The organism is Vibrio crassostreae 9ZC13 (assembly GCF_000272045.2).
Taxonomy (GTDB): Bacteria; Pseudomonadota; Gammaproteobacteria; order Enterobacterales; family Vibrionaceae; genus Vibrio; species Vibrio crassostreae_C.
This window is the reverse complement of the sequence record NZ_AJYZ02000042.1, coordinates 292,110-315,247: the sequence shown is the minus strand read 5'-3', so window position 1 is coordinate 315,247 and position 23,138 is coordinate 292,110. Positions and strand designations below refer to the sequence as shown.

Genomic DNA, 23,138 nt, shown 5'->3' with positions numbered 1-23,138 from the left:
TAAGTACCACATAAGTGTGGCAGATCCTCGGTAGGGGGAATCCATGTCATTCGTTACGCATTCGGACTTCGTTAATGAGCGAGATAAGTTGGATACCGATGCGTATCGTGAGTACTTAGAACAGCAATTGCTAAACGATGAGTTGACAGTTTTGGTTGCAACAACGGCTCTAGGCATGGGATATGATAAGCCAAATTTAGGTTTCGTTATCCACTTCCAAGCTCCGGGGTCAATTGTAGCATTCTATCAACAAGTTGGCCGTGCTGGACGAGGCATTGACTCTGCGGTAGGTGTTCTAATGTCAGGAGAAGAAGATTCCAGAATTCACGACTTTTTCCGAAAAACGGCATTTCCTACAGAAGCAAATGTAAATCGCATTTTGAAGGCTCTAGATCCTGTTGAGTATTTAACACCGGAAGGCCTAGAGAAGGAAGCGAATCTACCAGGGAGAATTGAGCATGTACTTAAATTTTTAGCTGCTGAGTACCCAGCCCCTGTTGGGAATGTTGGGAAAAAATGGCATCGAAACCCAGTTCCTTACCAAATGGACATGAATAAAGTCCAGGAAATTACTGATATTAGAGAAGCTGAGTGGGCTGAAATAGGGGAGTATTTAACAACAGAAAACTGCCTCATGCTTAATGTCCGTAATGCTTTAGATGATCATTCTGATGAGCCATGTGGTAAATGTAGAAATTGTATTGGTGAAGACTTATTGCCTACCGACGTCGATACTGCACTTGGTCAAAAGGCGGCTGACTTTTTGTGCCGAAGCGAAATGGTAATGGAGCCAAGAAAACAAATAGCAGTCTCAAATGATGAAGCGGCGAAAACGTTCGTCAAATATGACTTTCCGAGGTTGCTGGGTGATTTAGCAGCAGAACCTGGTCGAATTCTCTCTCGTTGGGGAGATGCCGGTTGGGGCCAAATGGTGGCTGATGACAAGCACAACAACCACTTTAGAGATGAGTTAGTAGATGCAGCAGTCGAGATGATAACTGAACGTTGGAAACCAGATGCTTTTCCAACATGGGTATGTTGTATTCCTTCATTAAACCATAAGACGTTAGTTCCTGATTTTGCAAAACGTTTAGCAGATAAGTTGGGCCTTCCTTTCGTGGACTCTTTGGATAAAGTATTAGAGAATGAACCACAGAAATGGCAGCAGAATCGATATCATCAGTGCTCGAACTTAGATGGTGCATTCAAGGTCACTAAATTGGGACCTGAAGGTAGTGTTTTATTAGTTGATGACGTAGTTCGTTCGAAATGGACCTTCACGGTAGGTGCTGCATTATTGAAGCAAGCTGGCAGTGGTAAAGTATACCCAGTCGCGCTAGCTTCCACATCGGTAAATGATTAATGAATTTAACAACAACAGCACAAGCGATAATCCTGCTTACCAGTTACTTTGGCAAGCAGGACAAAGACGCAGCAAAGCCGCTCACTAATGCGGAATGGGCACGTTTCGCTATGTGGCTGAGAGATAGCCAACTCAGTCCCGCTGACTTGCTGGATAACGACAAGAAAGCGTTATTGTCGCAGTGGCGAGACCCTAAAAATAAAGTCACTCAAGAACGAATTGAATCTCTATTAAAACGCGGTCATAGCATGGCGTTAGCACTCGAGAAATGGAGCCGTTCTGGGTTGTGGGTGATTACCCGTGCAGATAAAGATAGTTACCCTAAACGTTTACTTCATAAATTAGGTAACCAGGCTCCTCCTGTACTCTATGGTTGCGGAGATAAAGATCTACTGAAGGCTGGTGGTGTTGCAGTTGTAGGTTCGCGTAATGCTACTCCTGCAGATCTTGCATATGCTGAGCAGGTTGGATGCAAAGCTGCAAGTGTGGGCTTGGGTACGGTTTCAGGTGGGGCACGAGGTGTTGACGAAACCTCAATGCTAGGGGCTATGAATGCTGGTGGTGCAGTGGTTGGCATACTTGCTGATAGTTTGTTGAAAGCTTCTACTTCAGCAAAGTACCGTAGTGGCTTAATGAATGGAAACGTCGCTCTTGTCTCTCCTTTTAACCCAGAAGCTGGCTTTAACCGTTTTAATGCAATGGACCGCAATAAGTACATTTATTGTCTTGCGGATACTTCCGTTGTTGTTCACTCTGGCTCTAAAGGCGGCACGTGGGAAGGTGCACTTCAGAACCTTAAAAAAGGTTGGGTTCCTACTTGGGTCAAGCAAACTCAAGACTCTGCAGCTGGCAATGCAGCAATAGTTGCGGCTGGCGCACAGTGGTGTAGTGGTGTTATTGAAGATTTAGATATCCAATCTTTATTAGTTAGTCGCTCTAACCATACCACTAATAGTCAAAATGATTTATTCAGTCAGCCACAAGCTACTCTTTTCTCTCAGCCTGACGATGTATCAGGGAAAGAGAATAAAGAAAGTATCAAATTTGAAGAACAATCAGAACAAGAACTTGTAGCTGAGGCGGTGATATCAGAAGAGGCGCAAGCCCTTACACAGGTTGAAGCTACGCCTACTGTAGTATCCAAAGAGAGTTTTTATCAATTGTTTGTTCAGTATCTTGCAATTGCAGCTCGTGAACCAATATCAGAAGCGGAACTTGTTGAAGTATCAGGCCTGCATAAAGGGCAGGTGAAAAGCTGGTTATCCCTCGCTCTAGAACAAAATTTGATAACCAAACTAACAAGACCGGTTAGATATCAATGGGTTGATAAAAATTGAAGGTGAATTATCGCAGTTAGCAGGTTAACAGCGACTAAAAAGGGAAGGTGACTTCCCTTATCTGAACTAAGAAATATCGTTATTGTTACGACAACTTAAATTATCTGCATTTAGTTAGTTCAACACATGTAGATTACGATATTCGTCATAAGCGTACTGATCGGTCATGCCGCTAATATAGTCTTGGATGAGGCGGACTCGAAAATAAAACTCCCAAACATCGTTATCAAAGTCGTAGGGTAAATAAGGAGGATCAGCCGGTTTATCTTTTTCTTGTTTTAATGTTTGTATCGCTATTTCGTATGCTCGAAGATGCTTGTTGGGTAGCTTCTTGTAGAGTCTTCTCTCGTATAGAGGGGCTTTTTCAATGTTGGTAAAAGTCTTTTTGCTCAATAGTAATAAGGGCTTATACGCATCAAGTAACCCCGTAATGATTCTATATCCTTGTAGCTCACTTTTTTCCACTTCTGGATCGCAGAAAGCATAGTTCATAGCAACATTCTTAAGAGCTTTAACTGATGCATGATTCTCGCTATGATCTTCAATTAGTGCCCTATTGAAGCTCCCATGAAATACCTTCTCTATATTATCTATAAACTGCTTGCACGCATGTTGTGGTAGGCGTTTGTTTATTTCTACACGAAGAGTAATGAAGAAGTGGCTGTTCGCACAGTTATCAGCTTTTGAAGCGCTTTCACTGGCGACATTAACGATCCTTCTCATCTCGTCATTGCTTTGTACCCCGTACTTTTTTACAAGAGATTGGTATTCGTCGTCTAAAGCATCTTTTAGTTGCTCTACGGTGAGAATGCCTTTTTCAACTGCATCCTCAATGTCTGCAATCCCGTAGGAAATATCATCCGCAGCTTCCATTATGTATGAAAATGGGGAGCGGCAATGAGTGATCCGCACCATAAGTTTTGGACACTGAGTTAAGTGAGTACAATCACTAACGAGGTGAACAATGACAACTAAGAAAACACGAATCAAACATGCTCCTGAATTTAAAGCCGAAGCACTTAAGTTAGCAGAGAAAGTCGGTGTCGCTGCTGCCGCACGACAGCTATCGTTGTATGAATCTCAAATTTATGGGTGGCGTAAAGCCGTCAAAAAAGATGCGAAAATCAGCGATAGAGAAAGGGAGCTCGCCACTGAAAATGCCAAACTCAAACGGTTATTGGCTGAGCAAGCTGAAGAGCTAGATATCGTAAAAAAGGCCGCCACCTACTTCGCGAAAAATCTAAAGTAGATTGCTATGAGTTTATGCTCGAACACCTGATGAAATATAGGATTGTCCGTATGGCTAAGGTGTTTGAGGTTTCTCGAAGTGGGTTTTATTATTGGATTGATAATCGCCATAAAGTCACTCAACGCAACGAGCACCGAAAGCAGCTTGATATCAAAGTTCGAGAAGTCTTTGATGATAAAAAGGAACGCGACGGTGCAAGGCGTATTCAAAAAGAACTAGAGGCAAATGGTAATAAGCACGATGTAAAAACCATTGCCCCGAACTTGCTTGAGCAAGATTTTAATGCAACAGCACCGAACCAAAAATGGGCTGGAGATATTACCTATCTAGCGACAAGCGAAGGTTGGATGTATTTAGCGGTTGTTATCGACTTGTACTCACGGCAAGTCGTTGGTTGGTCAATGAGCACCAGAATGACCGCGACTCTGGTCTGTGATGCGCTATCAATGGCATTGTTCCGTAGAGGCATGCCCGAAGGGGTGATTATCCATAGTGATAGAGGTAGTCAATATTGTTCAAAAGACTACAGATACTTAATCTCAGCCCATAATTTAAAACAAAGTATGAGTAGGAAGGGAAATTGCTGGGATAACGCCTGTGTTGAAAGCTTTTTCCATTCAATGAAAGTAGAAGCCGTCCAATACGAGCCGATAATGACGCGAGAAGAGATGCGCCAAGCACTTTTTGAATATATCGAAGTTGATTATAATCGAACAAGAAGGCACAGTGCTCTTGGGTATCTAAGCCCAGTTAACTTTGAAAAACAATATGTCGCTTAATGCGGTGTCCAGTCTAACTGGAGCAGATCAGCACCCTAGAAGGGATAAACAACAAGATAAAGCTAATCAAGCGAATGGGGTATGGGTATCGAGATACCGACTACTTCTTCTTGAAGATAAAAGCGGCTTTCCCCGGAAAGCCGCGATGAACCTTTTTTGTGCCTGTAATTCCTTGTGTTATCTCGTTCTTTATGAACAATCAAAAAAGTCCACTGAATGTGGGCTTTGATGTAGATCTTGTCGTCTTCTAAGCTAAGCTCGAATGATCATTTGCTCGCGCTCTGGACCTACCGATACCATCACGATTGGCACACCCATCAGCTCTTCGATACGAGTAACGTAATCTTGCGCTGCTTGAGGAAGGCTCTCAAACGTGCGGCAACCCGTGATGTCTTCATCCCAGCCAGCCATATCTTCATATACGGGCTTTAGCTCAGCCGTTTGTGGCCAAATCGGGTTCTCTGTGTGCTCTCCTGAGTAAGCAGTACAGATCTTAAGCTCAGACAAACCAGACAGGCAATCAATCTTAGTCAGTGCGATTTCCGTTGCAGCTTGCAGGTCAACACCGTTGCGAGTTGCCACTGCATCAAAGTAACCCATATCACGTGGTCGACCCGTAGTTGCGCCGTATTCGTTAGAGCTTTCGCGGAAGCTGTCTTGTTCTTCCATTGCAGTTACTAGCGTGCCAGTACCAACAGACGAGCTGAATGATTTAGCAACAGCGATAACACGTTCAGGACGAAGTGCAGGTAAACCGCTACCAATGCCAGCATAAGCTGCGGTTACATTCGAAGATGTTGTCCAAGGGTATTCACCGTAGACAAGGTCGCGACCTGCGCCTAACTGAGCTTCAAACAGTAGGTTTGCGTCTTGTGATTGCAGCGCTTTAAGCGGCTCAGTTACGTTGCAGATGAACGGGCGCCACGCTTTAGTTACTTCAAGTAGCCATTCTGTCATTTCAGAAGCAGTCTGGGAGAAGTCACATTGAGGGTAGAGCGCTTTAAGCTGAGGCATCTTCCAATCAAGTAGGAATTGAATACGCTGCTCTAAAATTTCAGGTTGATTCAGCCAACCGACAAGAATGCCTTTCTTCATTACACGATCGCCGTACGCTGGTGCAATGCCTTGACGTGTAGAGCCGTAAGCGCCATCGCCCAAACGCTCTTCTTCAAGCGTATCTTCAAGAGCATGTAAAGGGAGACACAGTGTCGCACGATCTGAGATCGCCATTTTCACTTTGATGCCAGCCTCTTGAACTTCTGCAATCTCTTTAGTTAGCGCAGCAGGGCTGATCACCATGCCAGGGCCAAGAACCGCCGTACAATTAGGATTAAAAATACCACTAGGTAGTTGGTGCAGTTTGAATGTACCGAAGTCATTTACCACAGTATGACCTGCATTGTTTCCGCCTTGGAAACGAATGCTAGCAGAAGCTTGGTCTGCTAAAAAATCGACGATGCGGCCTTTGCCTTCATCACCCCAGTTTGCGCCCACAACAACGATAGATGGCATAATTTTTCTCCTAACTGATTGAGGAATCATGTTAGGCCTACAAGGTGGATAAGAGAAATTAATTATCTTTATTATCTTGATAAGGATTTCATATATCCTTAAAGTCTTAAGCTACAAACGAGATTCCCTATCACGTTCGTTCCTCACTGTAGGGAATGACGATGGGGCATTCTTTACTTTTAGGGAATGATATTAGTGACACGAGAGAGAGGACATGATGCTCGATATTAATTTGTTGAAGACGTTTGTGACGCTTGCGGAGTACAAGCATTTTGGGAAAGCGGCCGATGCACTGCACATGACACAACCCAATGTGAGTTTGCACCTAAAACAACTGGAACAACAAACACGCATAAAGTTGATAGAGAGAAGCCCTTTTCAATTGACTCAAGCGGGTGAACGGCTATTGGAAACAAGCCAAAGAACGCTACTCGAACTGCAGATTTGTCAGGCCGATCTCAATGCCATTAACGACCTTAAAATAGGGACGTTAACCATTGCCGTAAGTGACATCATTTCTCGATTTTTGCTAATTCGTCCGTTCCAGAAGTTCAAAGCGCAGTATCCCGGTATTGACCTTACGCTCTTGAATACCACGTCATCTCAGGCATCGAATTTAGTTAAAAATGCTCAAGCGGATATTGGTTTTGTTATCGCCAAAGAGCAGCACAACGAGTCTTTGTATTTCACTAAGCTGCAAGAGCTTTCTTGGTGTGCGCTTGGCGATGGGGTTGATATCCGAGACTCTGATGCAGAGCTCACTTTGATTCTACTAGGTCATGATACGAGAACGCGTGACTTTATTGATGAAGGTTTACCAAGCCTTAATCTACCTAATTATAGGGTGATGGAAGTAGGGAGTGTCGATGCTCAAATCGACTGGGCAGAAGCGGGATTTGGTGTGGCTATTGTCCCGGAGTTTGCGGTATCAACCAAGCAGCACCTGCATTCGAAAGTGACACCATTGACCAACTTCTCGAGCACCAGTCTTGGTTATATTGTTCGGCAGAACCAAGTCTTGTCGAAAGCAACCAAGCAGCTGTTAGGTTGGGTGAATGATGAGATTATTTCATTGCAAAACAAATAAATACAATCATTGAGTTTGACTCAATCAGCGCACCTCGAGTGGGCTTTTTTGTCCCTGGAAAGCCTCGTTTTTACTGAATCAATAATCTTTGGAACAAACTAGCGCTCACCATCAACTATTCGTCCCGCAAATCAGAGTTTCAAAATTCATCGTTGACAAAGTTTGACAATCAAACTAAATTTCAAATTATTACTTTGATTATCAAATTACTTGTCAATCAAAAGGCTTTTATTTGCAACGATCATCTAACCACAAACACAAGCTAAGGACGCCATTTTGAGTTTTCCAACACGTCACCAACACAACTTTTCTTCACATAACAGTCAAGGTGAGAAACGCACGTTCTATGTCCTGTTATTGACCGTCGTTACCATGGTTGTCGAAATTGTTGCAGGTACTATTTACGGCTCGATGGCATTGCTTGCCGATGGTTGGCACATGGGGACGCACGCCGCAGCGTTTGGTATCACCTTATTTGCATACCGTTATGCGAAGAAACATGCCGAGAGCGAACGTTTCTCTTTCGGTACTGGCAAAGTCAGCGTGTTAGGGGGCTACACCAGCGCGATTGTATTGGGGATTGTGGCATTGTTGATGCTGGTGGAATCAGTACATCGTTTGTTTAACCCACAAGCGATTCAGTTCAATGAAGCGATCATCGTTGCTTGTATTGGTTTAACTGTGAATGTGGTGAGTATGTTTTTACTTGGCGATCACCATCATGATCACGGACACGAGCATGGCCACAATCATAGTAAGAATCACGGTCATTCACATAGCCATGAGCACGACAGCGACCATGGTCATAAACATGGCGAGCATCACGGACACCATCATGATCACAACCTACGCGCAGCCTACATGCATGTGTTGGCGGATACTCTAACTTCGCTGCTTGCGATTGTTGCGCTGCTATTTGGTAAGTTTTACGGTTGGAACTGGTTAGATGCAGCAATGGGAATGGTTGGCGCATTCGTGATTGCTAAGTGGACGATGAACCTTATGAAACAAACCAGTCCAATCCTGCTTGATGAGAATATCGACCAAGATTATCGTGATTCAGTGACTGAAACCTTAACGCCTTATGCGTCGGTTACCGATTTCCACATGTGGAAGGTGAGTGGGCATCACTATTCAGCAGCGATTACTCTTGAATCAAACAGTGATAAAACCGTCTCTGAATATAAACAAATGCTCGCCAAGTTTGATAAGATTAATCATCTTACTCTTGAAGTGCATTCAAACGACCATGCGAAATATAGAACAGCTTAACCAAATACTGACTGAGTTCTACGATAAAATGTCTTCGTGGGAGCAGTCTGTTGTCAAAGAGATGGGTTATTCCCTGGCTCAAGTACACACCATTGAAGTACTTGGTATGCATGGTGCGTTAAGAATGAAAGAGCTCGCTGAAAAGTTGGGTATTACCACGGGTACACTTACTGTTCAAATAGAAAAGTTGGTTAAAGCTGAATTGATTGAGCGCCATGAACACCCAACAGATCGTCGTGCGATTGTGGTTGCCTTGACGGATGAAGGGCAGAAGATACACGTTCACCACAATCAGCTTCACTTGAATTTGGTTAATGAGCTGACGCAAGATATCGAAGAAGACGAGAAAGCGGTGTTATTGAAGTGCCTAACCAAGATGGTAAAAGCGTTTTAGCCAGCCTTGAATTCGCACCTAACTCTTTAGCTGCAAAGCGATTGACTAGAAAATCAAAAGATGGACCTGACTCGAATTGAGTAGGTCCATTTTTTTCGCCGTTTACGCTCTACTGTACAATCATCAATAGACGGATTCACTGTTTAAAAACCAAGTCAAAACCTCCAATATTGCGCTTCGCTCGTGCTCTTCTGGAGAGCCAAAAAAATGTCATCATAAATAATGCATCCAAATGTGCGTCAAAGTCTTTTAATTCAATGCCTTGTATACCGTGACATTCAAGCCATTTATGTTCCGTCAAATAGCTGTCTCTCACTTTTATCATTCAACTAATGTACATGTATTCAATTTGTGTTATTGATGCTTTTATCTTTAGTGAAAAGATTCATTCTCTGTTTGAATACCATTGAGAATGTCACTGCTGGTGGGCTGAACAGTCGCTAGATTTAGTGCTCATTACTGATACAAAAAATATAACAATAATCAGGTCGCGCAAGTTGGATATCCATTCTTTGATGCGATTTATTTGGATACTCATAGTTAATTTAGTAAAGACGAGCCACGTATATGAACATAAAGAAAAAGCTCTATTCGTTGGGGATGTTCTCCATCTTCGGCATGATTTCACTGCTGTTTACCACATCACAATTTGCAGACACCACCGCTCAAATGAGCGAAGCCAAACAAATTACCAAAGAGCTTGAAGTGCGTTTGCTCAACCTTCGCCGTAACGAGAAAGATTTTTTACTGCGTAGCGATATGAAATACCTCGACAAGTTCGACGTAAACTACAAAAAATTCTTAGCGTCTGAATCTGAGCTAGATACAGTGCTCAGTGATTTAGGTTTAGCCAACAGCACACACCTACGTGAAGACATCGAAACCTACCACACCAGCTTTGTTAACTTAGTTAAAGCGAGCGAAGTCTATGGGCTATCACGTGACAAAGGTATGCTAGGCGAGTTTCATGTTTTGCTCGATAACATCAGCGCGACAGCCAGTGCGGAACAAAAAATCGAGCTTTACCTGCTCAATGACTTAATTGAGAAGGGGGAGTTTGACCCGAGTGTTCTTTCTATAACTTCAAATATGATTAGCTCAGCTGCTTTGATTGACGCTGCTCGCCAAGTGGTTGAGCAAAAGCGAGTGATTGGCTTGAAGCACAACGAAGGTCTGCTTGGGCAAGCTCGCTCGGGTTCTCATGCTATCGAGACTCAGTTTAAAGAATTCTCGGCGGTGCTAGACCAACAAACGCAGCAAGAGATGGACAAACTATCGCTGATCAACAACATCCTTTGCGTCACACTACTTGTGTCGATCATTCTGTTCAGCTGGTTAATCGTCCGTTCTATCATTGGCAAAATTGAGTCACTGCTTTCGGTTATCCGTAATATCGTTAACTCAAACGACGTGTCTATTCGCTCTCACCTAGATGGTAAAGACGAACTCAGCACGCTAGGCCAATACTTCAACCAACTGTTGGATCAACTGGAAGGGCTTATCGCTGCCTCTCAATCTAAGTCACTGCAACTGACACAAAGCACATCGAACATGCATGATGAGCTAGAGTCAGTAATCAAACAGTTTGAAGTTCAAGCAAATCACACATCTACAATGACAACGTCAGTTCAAGAGATGGTACTCACCATTGGCGAGATCTCTGAAAGCACATCGGTTGCCGCTGAAGGTGTACATCAAGCGAAAGTGAATGCCGATAAAGGCCGTGAAGTGGTGGTTGAAACCATCAGCAACATCACCCAGTTGTCTGAACGTCTTTCAAGCAGCCAAGATTCGATCAGTTCACTGAACCATCATGTTGACCAGATCGGCGATGCAGTAAACATCATCCAAGGCATTGCAGAACAAACTAACCTATTGGCATTGAACGCAGCAATTGAAGCAGCACGTGCGGGTGAACAAGGTCGTGGCTTTGCGGTAGTTGCCGATGAAGTACGCGCACTAGCAAGCAGAACGCATCAATCGACCACAGAGATAACTTCAGTGGTGAGTGCAATTCAAAGCCAGATGCAGGCGTCGATGGCAGAGATTGGCGAGTGTAATCAACAAGGTCAACTAACGCTGAAAGATTCGGAAGAGCTGGATGCGAGCTTGCAACTTATCTTGAGCGACATGGAAAGCATCCAAGGTAATTCAGAACGTATTGCTTCAGCGATTGAAGAGCAGGGCGCAGTAATGGCGCAAGTGAGTGACTCAATTACTGAGCTGAACACTATCTCGAACGACAATAACGCTTCGGCGCAGCATTGCTTAGTTGAAGTGGACAAGGTAGCAGAGCAAGCGAACGATATGGACCAAGCGGTCGCGCAGTTCAAGACTTCATAAACAACATAGAACTTACTAAAACAAAAGGCGTGGATCATCTACGCCTTTTTTGTGCCTGAAATTCAAATAGATAAATGACGAGAATAAAAAAACGGCCCGATCTGGGGGAAGATCTGGGCCGTTATATTGCGTATTAAAGGGGGGACTACTTATTTCGGCCTTCCAGCACATCCAGTGCCAGTTCAACCGCTTTATCAATATTGTCGCATCCCGCTAACTTACCTGAGCTGATAGGACCAAGCACATTAGCGTATAACGAGAGCTGCTTGTTAAATGGCAGGCTCAACTGCTCATATAAACGCTGGCGAATCTCGGCATGTTGCTCAGGAGCGTGAGCAGCAAGGCTTTTCAAAGTGTCATAAACAAGAGTGGTGGTAGTGTTCATTCGTCTCTTTATCATTAAGTGGGAGGCGCTTATTTTATAATCTTTTCGTATTCTTTTACTGTGACATAAGTCATACAATATTATTAATGCGTTTATCTTTTCAATCTAATGAGAATAAGGCATTCCAAAATAGACTTAAGTATCTGTGAAATATAACTAAAATAATGACAGACTATCGAACACACAAACGAATTGGCGCGTTTCTGGCAAACGGTTAAATCTATAGGAAGAGGAACAACATGCACTACGACGTATTCAACGGAGACGCAGATGGCATAATCGCGTTGTTACAGCTGCGATTAAGTGAGCCAAGAGAGAGCGTGCTCATTACTGGTGTTAAGCGTGATATTAAGTTGGTCTCTCAAGTTGTTACTCAAACTATGGAGCCGGGTAAGCAAGGTGATGTTTCTTCCGTTACCGTTTTAGATGTATCGATGGAGAAAAACCTGCCTGCACTGCACTCACTGCTAGACGCAAACATCAATGTATTTTATTGCGATCACCACCGAACAGGGGATGTCCCAACTTCTAGTCATTTAGATACTCTGATTGATACCGCGCCAGAGAGCTGCACGAGCTTGCTGATTAACCAGAAGCTGAATGGTGCGCATGTGGCTTGGGCAATCGCAGCTGCCTTTGGCGACAATCTAAAAACGGTGGCGGCGCGGCTAGCGGATGAAAATGGATTCGCTCAATCTCAAAAAGAGTTTCTAGAAGAGCTAGGTACCTTGATTAACTACAACGGTTACGGTTCGTCACTCAGTGATTTGCATTTCACGCCAGCTGAGCTCTACGAAACCCTTTATCAATACCCGAACCCGTTTGATCTTTTGGATGATAAAGACTCGGTGTTTTATCGACTGCGAGCTGCTTATCAAAATGATTGCCAGCAGTTATCAAACCTTGCTCCTGTTTATGAAAGTGAAGTCGCACGTGTGTTTGAACTACCAGGCGAGACTTGGGCAAGGCGCATCAGTGGCGTATTTGGTAATGAAATCGTTAATCAAGATCCAAACCGAGCGCAAGCAGTATTAACGAAAAACCAAGACGGCGAGTCTTACACGGTGAGCTTACGTGCGCCATTATCAAATAGAACGGGTGCAGACGAAATTTGCTCAAGTTTTGCGACTGGCGGAGGAAGAAAAGCAGCGGCTGGAATTAATCAACTTAATGAACTTGATAAGGTGAATTTTATTTCACTATTGGATGCATATTATTCATCTGGCACTGACGGTTAACTGAAAAACTCCCGACGTATACATTCAAAATCCTACAAATTCTTGCTCCTATATTCCGTTATACGTGTGTATTGCTAGCACATGTATGATGGCTATATCCAAGCTGTTTTAGTGATATCACTCGCAATGGTATCTGGTCTTAGGTCAGTAATTACGGCGTATTTGGGATGATTTTTGCCGATTTAAAGTTTATTTTTTCCTATCGGTGATTTTTTATATTTTTGGTTAATTATCTTAGTGAATTAAGGTTGATCAAATATTTATATGGTCAATGCATTCAGCCGAAAATAACAGTTTTTAGCATTTCAATTTGAATGAAAAGTCAAAATCATATTGATTCTGATATTCAATCTGTGACTTAAAATCACAAGTTAAATCAAAGGTCATCTTTTCCTATAAATTCCATTACTTTTCTATAAATATTCATGATTACAATGAATTGGTTCGGTTGTGATTGGCACAGCTGTTAAGTAAGGAAGTGGGACTAATGTTGAAACGTAAAGCTCTACAATTAGCAGTATCGCTCGGCATGGCGGCAATGTCTGGCGCTGTTTATGCGAATGGTTCAGATATGACGAATCCAGACTCTGGCGTGGTGGTTGGCTATTGGCATAACTGGTGTGACGGTGGCGGCTACCAAGGTGGTAATGCGCCATGTGTGACGCTGGATGAAGTGAACCCAATGTACAACATCGTGAATGTGTCATTCATGAAGGTCTACGATGTGGCTGATGGTCGAATCCCAACTTTTAAACTGGACCCAACCATTGGGCTTTCAGAACAACAATTTATTGACCAAATCTCGGAACTCAACAAGCAAGGTCGCTCTGTGCTGTTGGCTTTAGGTGGTGCGGATGCACACGTAGAGCTAGAAACCGGTGATGAAAGAGCCTTTGCTGATGAGATTATCCGTCTAACTGAGCGTTACGGTTTCGATGGCCTAGATATTGACCTTGAACAAGCAGCCGTAACCGCAGCAAACAATCAAACCGTGATTCCTGATGCTCTTAAGTTGGTAAAAGACCACTACCGTGCTGAAGGTAAAAACTTCCTTATTACTATGGCGCCTGAGTTCCCGTATCTCACGACAGGCGGTAAGTACGTTCCTTATATCGATAATCTAGAAGGCTATTACGACTGGATTAACCCACAATTCTACAACCAAGGTGGCGATGGTATCTGGGTTGAAGGCGTGGGTTGGATTGCTCAAAACAACGATGCGTTAAAAGAAGAGTTCATCTACTACATTTCTGATTCTCTTATCAACGGAACGCGTGGTTTCCACAAGATCCCACATGACAAGCTCGTGTTTGGTATTCCTTCAAGCATCGATGCTGCAGCAACCGGTTTTGTACAAGAGCCACAAGATTTATACGACGCATTTGATAGCCTAACGGCGCAAGGTCAACCGCTACGTGGTGTGATGACTTGGTCTATCAACTGGGACATGGGCACCAACAAAAACGGCCAACAATACAACGAGCAGTTCATTAAAGACTACGGCCCGTTTGTACACGGTCAGGTAACGCCACCACCAGTCGAGGGCGAGCCCGTTCTTAAAGGTGTCGAAAATACGCGTGTTCTTCACGGCACAACGTTTGATCCTATGGATGGCGTGACGGCAACAGACAAAGAAGACGGCGATCTAACGTCATCAATCGATGTTGAAGGTTACGTTGAAACCAGTGTTATTGGCACTTACGTTTTGACTTACCGAGTGAAAGACAGCGATAATAACGAAACCACTAAAGCGAGAACGGTAGAGGTTTTCAGCCAGAAGCCAGTATTTAATGGCGTATCTGACACAACAGTTGTGTTGGGTACTGCATTTGATGCTATGGCAGGCGTGACGGCGAATGATGCTGAAGATGGCGACCTGACAAGCACTATTACACACACTGGCAGTGTCGATGTAAATGAAATCGGCAACTACACACTTGTGTATAGCGTGACAGACAGCGCGAACCAAACTGTAACCGCTGACCGTAAAGTGTCTGTGACTGATGGTTCTAACTGTGCTGCGACATGGGATGCCGACACCGTTTATGTTGAAGGTGATCAAGTATCTCATGACGGTTCAACGTGGGGAGCAGGGTGGTACACTCGCGGTGAAGAACCTGGAACAACAGGTGAGTGGGGCGTTTGGAGAAAAGTTTCAGACTCTTCATGTGGTGGTAACCCAGATCCGGGCGATGACTTAGAGCTTTCGGTTTCAGGACTTCAATCACAATATGCGCCAGATAACGGCAACGTGCGTTTAGATCTGACACTGACATCAAATGAAGCATTAGATGTTACCGCTATGGTGATCAACAGTGAAGGTACTGTGGTTGAGCAAACTAAGGTTAACGTAACGGACAGCCGTGCTATTACCATCGACTTATACGATGTAGCGGAAGGGCAATATGCACTTGAAGTAGTCGGTAAAGCATCTGACGGTGAAATGGTGATGGTAAACGATTCGTTCGCTGTTAAAGACGGTGGCGGAACAACACCTCCTCCAGGTGATTACCCTCCATATGAAGCGGGCACAAACTACGCAGCGGTTGACATTGTGGTCGGCAGCGATAATGGCTTGTACGAATGTAAGCCTTGGCCATACACGGCATGGTGTGCAAGCGCGTCTTACGCTCCAGCAGATAGCCAATACTGGCAAGATGCTTGGACAAAGCTGTAGTCTGATAGCTCAACGCTAGCAATATAAAGTAGACGATCAAAGAGAGGCCATTGTGCCTCTCTTTTTTATGTTTAAACAGTTCTGACTTAGAGCTTTAAAACCCACTTAACCTTAAACTCTGCTCTGCATATTGCTCTAGATCAAAATAGGAGTGATTATCAATTGTATTACATGTTAAGAAATAGCACTATGCGCACATTGAATTTTATATATTGTTAATATTTGCATAATGAATCTTGCTCAAGTCGACCTCAATCTACTCGTTATTCTTAAACACCTTCTTGAAGAGAAGCACGTTTCCAACACGGCATTGGCGCTGGATATGAGCCAACCTACGGTGAGCCGATCTCTGCAAAAACTGCGTACCGTTTTCAATGATGATCTATTGGTGCGAGCGGCTTATGGCTATGAGTTAACGCCAAAAGCAGAAGCCATTAAGCAAGATCTCAATTCGGTACTGACACGTTTAGAAAAGCTGGTACATGGCGATGTATTCGAACCGCAAAGCAGTGACAGTACGGTTCGCTTCTTTGGTTTAGTGCCTAATGTCGCGCACTTGCTGCCCAAGGTAGTTGCGGAGATACGTCAACAAGCGCCAAACATGACTGTTGATATCGACTCGATTCCTAAACGACACTTTGAGCCTCTGTTATCCGGTGATGCGCACTTTGTGTTGTCGACCCACGAGCCGTTAAGTTCAGAGCAAAATTTGTATCGAATGTTCGTGATTAGCCGCGATTACCGTTTGCTGATGAGTAAAAAACATCCTTTGGCGGACAAAGAGATCACGGTTGATGACTTGTTGAATAGCCAACTTGGTCAAATCTCACTGCAAGGGGATAAGAAGCTCTCGATCGAAAGTCGATTTAAAGATCTTGGCTTGATTGATAAGCAGCGCCAGCTGTCCATTCCAATTCAGCTTTCCAATTTTAACGTCGCGCCGGATATGGCAGAAGCAACCGACATCATCTTTCATTTACCGACACCTTTTGCTCAACAAGCCGCTACGCAAAGAGATCTTGTTTGTAAACGCGTGCCTAAAGCGTTGCGCCACCCATCAGAAGACGTCTACTTATACTGGCATAAGCGCTTTCATAACGACCCGATGTGTCGCTGGGTTCGCAATATATTCAAAGAGCTTTATACATAATCCATCTGCAGGGTGAATGAAAATTACGAATACCTATCAAGTTGGATATAGATCTCTTTCATTATTTGAATGGTGAATAACGAGAATCGATTTTTGGTATGAAACTTTCGTTGATAAGAGTGGTAGTTGGTTGTTTAATGCAAATCATTATCATTACCAATCAAATATAAGAATGAATATCATGTCTGAGAGATCTCTTTTGATTCGCAAACCTCTTTTGGTTCGTAAACCCCTTTCGATCGCAGTCGCTGTTATTTGTACCTCACTTTCAGCTAACGTGTTGGCGCAAGAAGAAGCGCAAGCAACAGATGAGCAAATGGTTGTTACGGCAACTCGTACCGAGATGGCACTAAAACAAGCGCCAGCTTCAATGTCGGTTATCACCGCGCAAGACATTGAAGACAGCCCTGGTATTACCTTGGCGGACATCGTTGCAGAATCAACGAGTGTAGAGTCTGATTTTGATAGCACACGTGCTGGCCGTCAGATGATCTCTATTCGTGGTATGGATTCAGATTACACTCTTATCATGGTGAACGGTCGTCGTTTAAGCTCTGCAAGTGCCATCATCCGTGGTAACGACTTTGACCTATCAACGATTCCTGCTGATTCGATCGAACGTGTTGAAATAATCCGTGGCCCAATGTCTGCACTTTACGGTTCAGATGGTATGGGCGGTACAATCAACATCATCACTAAGGCTCCAGAAAACGATTGGAGCTCTACACTGAGCATGGACACTTCATCTCCACTTGATGGTGATGGAGGGGAAGAGTATTCGATGGGCTTCACGACATCTGGTGCGTTGATTGAAGACGAGTTGTTTGCTCGCCTTTCTGTTAACCAGACAAGCCGTAACGCTTGGCAACCATATTCTGGTACACACAGCTTTGGTTACGATCGTTCAGATGTAACAGCTCTAGAAGAACGTGACACGTTAAGCTTACTTGCAAGCCTGACATGGAATGCGACAGATAACCAAACCATCGATTTCGATTTTGGCTACAGTGATGATGAACGTGAGTCATCTGCGGAAAACGTATCATCTGTGATTGAGTCTGACACACGTGTTGTACGTCAGAGCCAAGCGATCACACATAGTGGTTTTTGGAGCTGGGGTGACACGCAAGTACGTTATTCACGTGAAAATGTGACAGATAATGATGCTGCGGACTCAGATACTAACTATAGCAGTGACATCGAAGAGCTGACTCAAATTGTTGAAGCTTCGGCGACCACTTATCTTGGTGATAGTCACACCGTAACGTTTGGTATGGACTACCAGTTGAGTGAATTAACCAACAAAGAAAACTTAGTCAATGGTACATCTGAAGCTTATCAAGGTGCGTTATTTGTTCAAGACCAATGGTTAATGACGGATCAACTAACGGCAACCATTGGTGGTCGTTTAGATAAGCATGAACTGTACGGTGAAGAGTTCAGCCCACGTGTGTACTTGGTTCATCAAACAACGAATGACCTGATCATCAAGGGTGGTGTGGGTAAAGCATTTAAAGCACCAACATTGACTCAAAATCAGACAGACTACACAGTTAATAGCTGTAAAGGCGTATGTGATTTACATGGTAATGAAGATCTTAAGCCCGAAACCAGCTTGAACTATGAGATCGCTGCGATTTATAGCCAACCTCGTTGGAATGTTGAAGGTGCCTTATTCCGAAATGAAATCAACGACCTAATTGATCGTGATGAAACCTATTGTGAGAACGGCGGAGTGTTTGAATCGGGTAAAGGTTGCGCTGATAGTTCAAGCTCAACTGGCTATGTGAATGGTAAGCGTACTTATACAAACGTATCAGAGGCTGTAGTTCAAGGTGCTGAGCTTACAGGCCAATTCCAAATTACTGATGAATGGGGTGTGTCTGGTAATTACACATTCTTAGACACTGAAGATAAGTCTACTGGTGACGAATTACTTGAGCGTTACAAGCATTCGGGTTTAGTTAAACTGAACTGGAGCCCAACTTACGATCTAAGTACCTTCGTGAGTGCGCGTTACCGTGGTGAACGTCAGATCGAAAGCGATCTAACTCAAGACGCTTACACAACGCTGAACCTAGGTGCTGTCTACAACGTGAATGCTTCAGTACGACTACGTGCAGGTATCACGAACTTAACTGACGAAGCTGTATCACAAGAGCTAGAGAGCATTGGCTATGTTGAAGAGCCACGTACTTACTACGTAGGTATGACAGCGGACTTCTAATTTAGAGTTCAGTAACTGATAGCTTGATACAAAAGAACCCACACTGGCTGATGCTCTAAAAGGAGAATGGCGAGTGTGGGTTCTTTTTTGATCTATAGGTTTGGTTTAATTTGCCGTTTATCTATTAATCTAGATTTTGACACATGTGATCAGCGCATTACCGGACCGAGTATCCCAAGGAATCAGCTTGTCGTAATCGTGCTCGAAGATATTAACCTCGAAGTAGGGCTTCAATATCTCGATTAACTCTTTAAACGAGAATGCCACCATTGGGTGTTCATCATTCCACACTTGAGTTTCACCAGCAGTCGTCTTTTCGATGCTAAGCTTTAGCGCTTGCTTATCACCCTGACCAGAGTAATACCAACCAGAACGGAACGTGAAATCGTCTTTGTCTTGGTTTGTTGTGTGTCTAACAAACAGGTCGTTGCTGATCTTGTCTTTATCAACCACGTTAAAACAGAAAATACCTTCTGGCTTTAACGCACGATGCACACTTTCAATACACTCTTTAAGCTTCTCAAGGCCATCGTTGTAATGGATGGAATACAGGAAGCAAGTGATAAGATCGAGTGGTTCCGTGACCTCAAAGTTACTCATGTTTTGTACTGAGAACTTGGCTTCCGGGCAGCGAACTTCTGCGATATCTAACATCGGCTTGTTAAGATCTAGGCCACCGCTTTGGTAACCGAAATCAATAAAATGACGAACGTGTGGGCCAGTGCCACAAGCTAAGTCGAGGTGTGTTTTTCCTTCATTTCCAAAGATTTGATGGAGTCTACGTACGCAGTTACTTTGCGCTTGGTAGTCAATATCTACACACATTAAATCATAGTAACCGGATAGGTCGGTATAGAGTGCGTTGGCGGACATATTTGCCTGCAGCATAAGCTGAAAAATTAGGGTGGCGCATCATATACCGAAATTGGAAAATCGCAATCAAATATTCGATCAATGAAAGCGTTTTATTTTCTAACTTATGGTCGTTTTAAATGAGACCGTTTAAAGGGATGTTTAAGCTGCCAACAACATCAGTACGCGTGTCATCGCTATTCACTTTGCCCTGACTACTTATTCGTTAACTAAAACAGGTGTTGCTCCCTCAATGCAGCGACCATACGGGCTTTGCGGAACGCTTTTATCACGAGACGAGATAGGAAAAATATGGTATCTAGGTAAACCCAGTGTGACATTTATAATTTTATGATTAATCAGTAATTTTACTGATTCAAACCGAGTTCTTGAAAAGGAAACAATTCAGGAAAGTGGGCTGTTGATAAAAACCAAATCACTCAAGCTAAATAAGCGAACTAAACAAGGAGAGTTGAAACAATGACATCAGCAATAAATGCACAGGGTTCAATGGAAAATAGAACAGCATTGGAAAGCAGTGCTTCAATAGAAATTAAGGTGGATGACTTGTCGGGTGGGGAAGTCATTGAATTACTTGAAGAGCACCTCGCTGATATGTACGCCACTTCGCCAGCCGAAAGCGTTCATGCACTGGATCTAGATGGGCTCAAGTCACCAGAGATTACTTTTTTCAGTGCTTGGAAAGACAGCCAACTACTTGGGTGTGTTGCCATTAAAGAGCTAAATACCCAACACGCTGAACTCAAATCGATGAGAACCTCACAGTTTGCTCGAAAGTCAGGTGTTGCCAGCCAGCTTTTACAGCACGTATTGGATACAGCAACCGCCCGCCAGTATCAAACAATCAGTTTAGAGACCGGCTCAGAAGACTACTTTAAGGCTGCGCGTAACCTGTATGAAAAGTTTGGCTTCGGATACTGTGAACCCTTTGCTGATTATGTGTTAGACCCGCACAGCCAGTTTATGAGTATTGAGTTGCGTTAAGAGACTAGCCTTAGATGTCGACTTACTTTGCAGGTTTCTCCCTTGGCCTTTCGCTGATTCTTGCGATTGGCTCTCAAAATGCGTTTGTTTTAAAGCAAGGGCTTAAGAACCAACACGTATTGGCAGTTTGTGCTGTATGTGCCATTTCTGACGCCTTACTGATTAGCTTTGGCGTGACGGGCTTTGGCGCAATCGTTAAACAGTTCCCACAAATTGAGCAGTTCGCCCGTTATGGTGGCGCTATCTTTTTGGGTGTCTATTCATTCTTAAGCTTCCGATCAGCATTTACCGAAAACCACGCCTTAGAAGCCACGGCAGAAACTAAAGACTCATTAACCAAAGCGATTGCGATGTGTTTGGCGTTCACTTGGCTTAACCCGCATGTGTATTTGGATACTGTGGTATTGCTGGGGTCTATCTCAACTCAATATCAACCGGATCAAATGTTGTTTGGCGCTGGGGCGGTATCGGCGTCATTCGTGTTCTTCTTTTCACTTGGATATGGCGCTCGCTTCTTGGCTCCAATGTTTAAGAACCCGAGAGCGTGGAAGGTGTTGGAATTTGTCGTTGGCGTGATCATGGCATCTATTGCAATATCTTTGATTGTCTAGCTGCGCGTAATTAGGCTTCCATTTTGGTATAGGTGTTGAATACACGCCAGTAGAAAGCCTAACCTTACGTTTAATCTCACAAGCAGATGCAGTAAATATCGAATTCTTCGGCCCGAATGGTAATAGACTGGCAAGCCGTGATGTAGCGTTTAGCACAGTAACTCTGGGCGCTTCGTACAATTTTTGACGACCTCTGTGAAATAGCTTAAAGCTAAAGCTATGGACACCTAAAACCGCTCTAACGTTGAGCGGTTTTTTTATGTCAAAAATAACGATTGGTCACGCTATGGGCGGAGTTGGTCCAAAGCCTGAAATTAGTTGGTTTTCACAAGCTTATAAAAGGGAATTATCTCGACTATTTTGGTAGATTAAAGGTATTACAGACTTCCAGTGAGCAGCAATGAAGATTCTTCACACGTCCGATTGGCACCTTGGCCAAAACTTCTACAATAAAAGCCGCAAGAATGAACATGAACGGTTTTTACAATGGTTACTTGAGCAAGTTACAGAGCACGACATCGACGCGATCATTGTTGCTGGCGACATTTTCGATACCAGTACACCGCCGAGTTACGCTCGTGAGATGTATAACAAGTTTGTGGTCGATTCGAACAAGATCGGTTGCCAATTGGTGTTATTAGGTGGAAATCACGATTCAGTCTCTGTGCTTAAAGAGACACAACAACTGCTCAAATACATGGGCGCAGACGTGATTCCTAATACCAATGAAGATCATGCGACTCAGGTTGTCGAACTAAAAGGCAAGAACGGCGATGTAGAAGCGCTGGTTTGTGCCATTCCTTTTATTCGCCCTCGCGATGTGTTGATGAGCCAGGCGGGTGTCACTGGCGTTGAGCGTCAGAAGCAACTCGGCGATGCAATCAAACAGCATTATCAAAGTGTTTATGATGCGGCGGTTGCTAAGCGCGCGACGTTTGTAAATAGCGAGCACATGCCGATTATCGCTACCGGTCATTTAACGGCGATGGGTGTCCAACAATCGGATTCTGTGCGTGATATCTATGTCGGCAACCTTGATGGTTTCGCCGCTGATGGCTTCCCAGACGCAGACTACATCGCACTTGGTCATATCCATCGCCCACAAGTGGTGGCAAAGCGTGAATACATTCGTTATTCAGGCTCTCCAATCCCACTAAGTTTTGATGAACTTAAGTCTCAAAAACAAGTGTGTGTGGTTGAGTTTGTTGAAGGTGAGCGCACCATTTCTCAACTGCCTGTTCCCACATTCCAACCTCTAGCTGAAATCAAAGGCGACTTGAGCGAGATCGAATCTCAGCTTAACCAATACATAGGTTTAGATAGCGACCAAAGCGTATGGTTATCGATAGAAGTGCAAGCGCAAGATTACTTGTCGGATCTACAAGAACGTATGCGCGCACTGACCGAAGGATTGAATGTGGAAGTACTTCAACTGCGCCGAGCAAGAGAGCGTCGTAATCAAGCATTAGAGCAAGAGTCGGCAGAGACCTTATCTGAACTGAGCCCGATGGACGTGTTTACGAAGCGTATTGCCTTAGAAGAGTTTGAAACCGATTCTGAAAAAGCGCGTTTAGAGCGCATGACGGTGAAGTTCAAACAAGTGATGGTCGAAGTGTCTGAAAGCGCTCAAGCGCCCAATAAAGTAGAAGAGTAATCG

At 43.9% G+C, this 23,138-nt stretch carries 17 protein-coding genes and 3 pseudogenes; 16 read left to right on the top strand and 4 right to left on the bottom strand.

The genetic code is table 11. The features are described from left to right. Positions 1–43: 43 nt before the first annotated feature. Together A136_RS20140 and A136_RS20135 are read left to right on the top strand one after the other, a co-directional pair. Complete coding sequence (locus A136_RS20140) at positions 44–1,363, top strand: helicase-related protein (protein WP_017063989.1); 1,320 nt, start codon at positions 44–46, stop codon at positions 1,361–1,363. After that, positions 1,363–2,700 carry a DNA-processing protein DprA gene (locus tag A136_RS20135; RefSeq protein ID WP_017063988.1) on the top strand — a complete coding sequence of 446 codons (1,338 nt, stop codon included), beginning with the start codon at positions 1,363–1,365 and terminating at the stop codon, positions 2,698–2,700. Before A136_RS20140 ends, A136_RS20135 begins: the two co-directional genes overlap by 1 nt. A 114-nt stretch (positions 2,701–2,814) precedes the next feature. On the opposite strand, the pseudogene A136_RS20130 reads toward A136_RS20135, so the two are convergent. Next, positions 2,815–3,603, bottom strand: a pseudogene (locus A136_RS20130) (dGTPase); the annotation flags it as partial. 61 nt (positions 3,604–3,664) lie between these two features. Between A136_RS20130 and A136_RS20120 the strand changes: the two are divergent. Beyond that, positions 3,665–4,728 (top strand): IS3 family transposase gene (locus A136_RS20120; RefSeq protein WP_141707908.1). Its coding sequence is split into 2 segments (ribosomal slippage): positions 3,665–3,908 and positions 3,908–4,728, totalling 1,065 coding nucleotides; the frame shifts between segments, so codons are not numbered across the junction. A 29-nt stretch (positions 4,729–4,757) separates the two neighbouring features. Further along, positions 4,758–4,877: pseudogene (locus A136_RS22435) on the top strand (transposase); the annotation flags it as partial. Positions 4,878–4,980: 103 nt separating this feature from the next. Here the strand turns inward: A136_RS22435 and A136_RS20110 are convergent. Further along, positions 4,981–6,240, bottom strand: coding sequence for an adenylosuccinate synthase (locus tag A136_RS20110; protein WP_017063984.1), 1,260 nt, complete (start codon positions 6,238–6,240; stop codon positions 4,981–4,983). A 214-nt stretch (positions 6,241–6,454) separates the two neighbouring features. Between A136_RS20110 and A136_RS20105 the strand changes: the two genes are divergently transcribed. The 4 genes from A136_RS20105 to A136_RS20085 all read left to right on the top strand — a co-directional run bounded on the left by A136_RS20105 (position 6,455) and on the right by A136_RS20085 (position 11,336). Then, entirely contained in the window at positions 6,455–7,327 is an 873-nt protein-coding gene (locus A136_RS20105) for a LysR family transcriptional regulator (RefSeq protein ID WP_017063983.1), read from the top strand. Positions 7,328–7,603: 276 nt separating this feature from the next. Continuing rightward, a complete protein-coding gene (gene dmeF, locus A136_RS20100) occupies positions 7,604–8,599 on the top strand; it encodes a CDF family Co(II)/Ni(II) efflux transporter DmeF (RefSeq protein WP_017063982.1) in 996 nt (331 codons plus the stop codon). Next, complete coding sequence (locus tag A136_RS20095; protein WP_017063981.1) at positions 8,577–8,993, top strand: MarR family winged helix-turn-helix transcriptional regulator; 417 nt, start codon at positions 8,577–8,579, stop codon at positions 8,991–8,993. The genes dmeF and A136_RS20095 overlap by 23 nt, the downstream gene beginning before the upstream one ends. Positions 8,994–9,611: 618 nt before the next feature. Continuing rightward, positions 9,612–11,336, top strand: coding sequence for a methyl-accepting chemotaxis protein (locus A136_RS20085; RefSeq protein ID WP_029235178.1), 1,725 nt, complete (start codon positions 9,612–9,614; stop codon positions 11,334–11,336). 145 nt (positions 11,337–11,481) lie between these two features. Here A136_RS20085 and A136_RS20080 read toward each other — a convergent pair whose 3' ends face one another. Then, positions 11,482–11,721 carry a PAS factor family protein gene (locus A136_RS20080; protein ID WP_004733935.1) on the bottom strand — a complete coding sequence of 80 codons (240 nt, stop codon included), beginning with the start codon at positions 11,719–11,721 and terminating at the stop codon, positions 11,482–11,484. Positions 11,722–11,960: 239 nt separating this feature from the next. Between A136_RS20080 and A136_RS20075 the strand changes: the two genes are divergently transcribed. The 4 genes from A136_RS20075 (at position 11,961) to A136_RS20060 (ending at position 19,013) form a co-directional block, all read left to right on the top strand. After that, complete coding sequence (locus A136_RS20075; protein ID WP_017063978.1) at positions 11,961–12,959, top strand: hypothetical protein; 999 nt, start codon at positions 11,961–11,963, stop codon at positions 12,957–12,959. Between the two features lie 487 nt (positions 12,960–13,446). Next, the gene (locus tag A136_RS20070) at positions 13,447–15,636 is read left to right on the top strand and encodes an immunoglobulin-like domain-containing protein (protein WP_017063977.1); all 2,190 of its coding nucleotides are present in this window, start codon (positions 13,447–13,449) and stop codon (positions 15,634–15,636) included. A 229-nt stretch (positions 15,637–15,865) separates the two neighbouring features. Next, a complete protein-coding gene (locus tag A136_RS20065; protein ID WP_017059189.1) occupies positions 15,866–16,786 on the top strand; it encodes a LysR family transcriptional regulator in 921 nt (306 codons plus the stop codon). 181 nt (positions 16,787–16,967) lie between these two features. Next, positions 16,968–19,013: a TonB-dependent receptor domain-containing protein gene (locus A136_RS20060; RefSeq protein ID WP_017063976.1), complete on the top strand. Its 2,046-nt coding sequence runs from the start codon at positions 16,968–16,970 to the stop codon at positions 19,011–19,013. 129 nt (positions 19,014–19,142) lie between these two features. On the opposite strand, the gene A136_RS20055 is transcribed toward A136_RS20060, so the two are convergent. After that, positions 19,143–19,886, bottom strand: a complete 744-nt coding sequence (locus A136_RS20055) for a class I SAM-dependent DNA methyltransferase (protein ID WP_029235177.1) — start codon at positions 19,884–19,886, stop codon at positions 19,143–19,145. 459 nt (positions 19,887–20,345) lie between these two features. Between A136_RS20055 and A136_RS20050 the strand changes: the two genes are divergently transcribed. The 4 genes and pseudogenes from A136_RS20050 to sbcD all read left to right on the top strand — a co-directional run bounded on the left by A136_RS20050 (position 20,346) and on the right by sbcD (position 23,135). Further along, complete coding sequence (locus A136_RS20050; protein WP_017059192.1) at positions 20,346–20,870, top strand: GNAT family N-acetyltransferase; 525 nt, start codon at positions 20,346–20,348, stop codon at positions 20,868–20,870. A 14-nt stretch (positions 20,871–20,884) separates the two neighbouring features. Continuing rightward, positions 20,885–21,481 carry a LysE/ArgO family amino acid transporter gene (locus tag A136_RS20045; RefSeq protein ID WP_017059193.1) on the top strand — a complete coding sequence of 199 codons (597 nt, stop codon included), beginning with the start codon at positions 20,885–20,887 and terminating at the stop codon, positions 21,479–21,481. A 13-nt stretch (positions 21,482–21,494) separates the two neighbouring features. Next, positions 21,495–21,668, top strand: a pseudogene (locus A136_RS23075) (porin family protein); the annotation flags it as partial. Between the two features lie 213 nt (positions 21,669–21,881). Further along, a complete protein-coding gene (gene sbcD / locus A136_RS20040; RefSeq protein WP_017063974.1) occupies positions 21,882–23,135 on the top strand; it encodes an exonuclease subunit SbcD in 1,254 nt (417 codons plus the stop codon). The last annotated feature ends 3 nt before the right edge of the window (positions 23,136–23,138 follow it).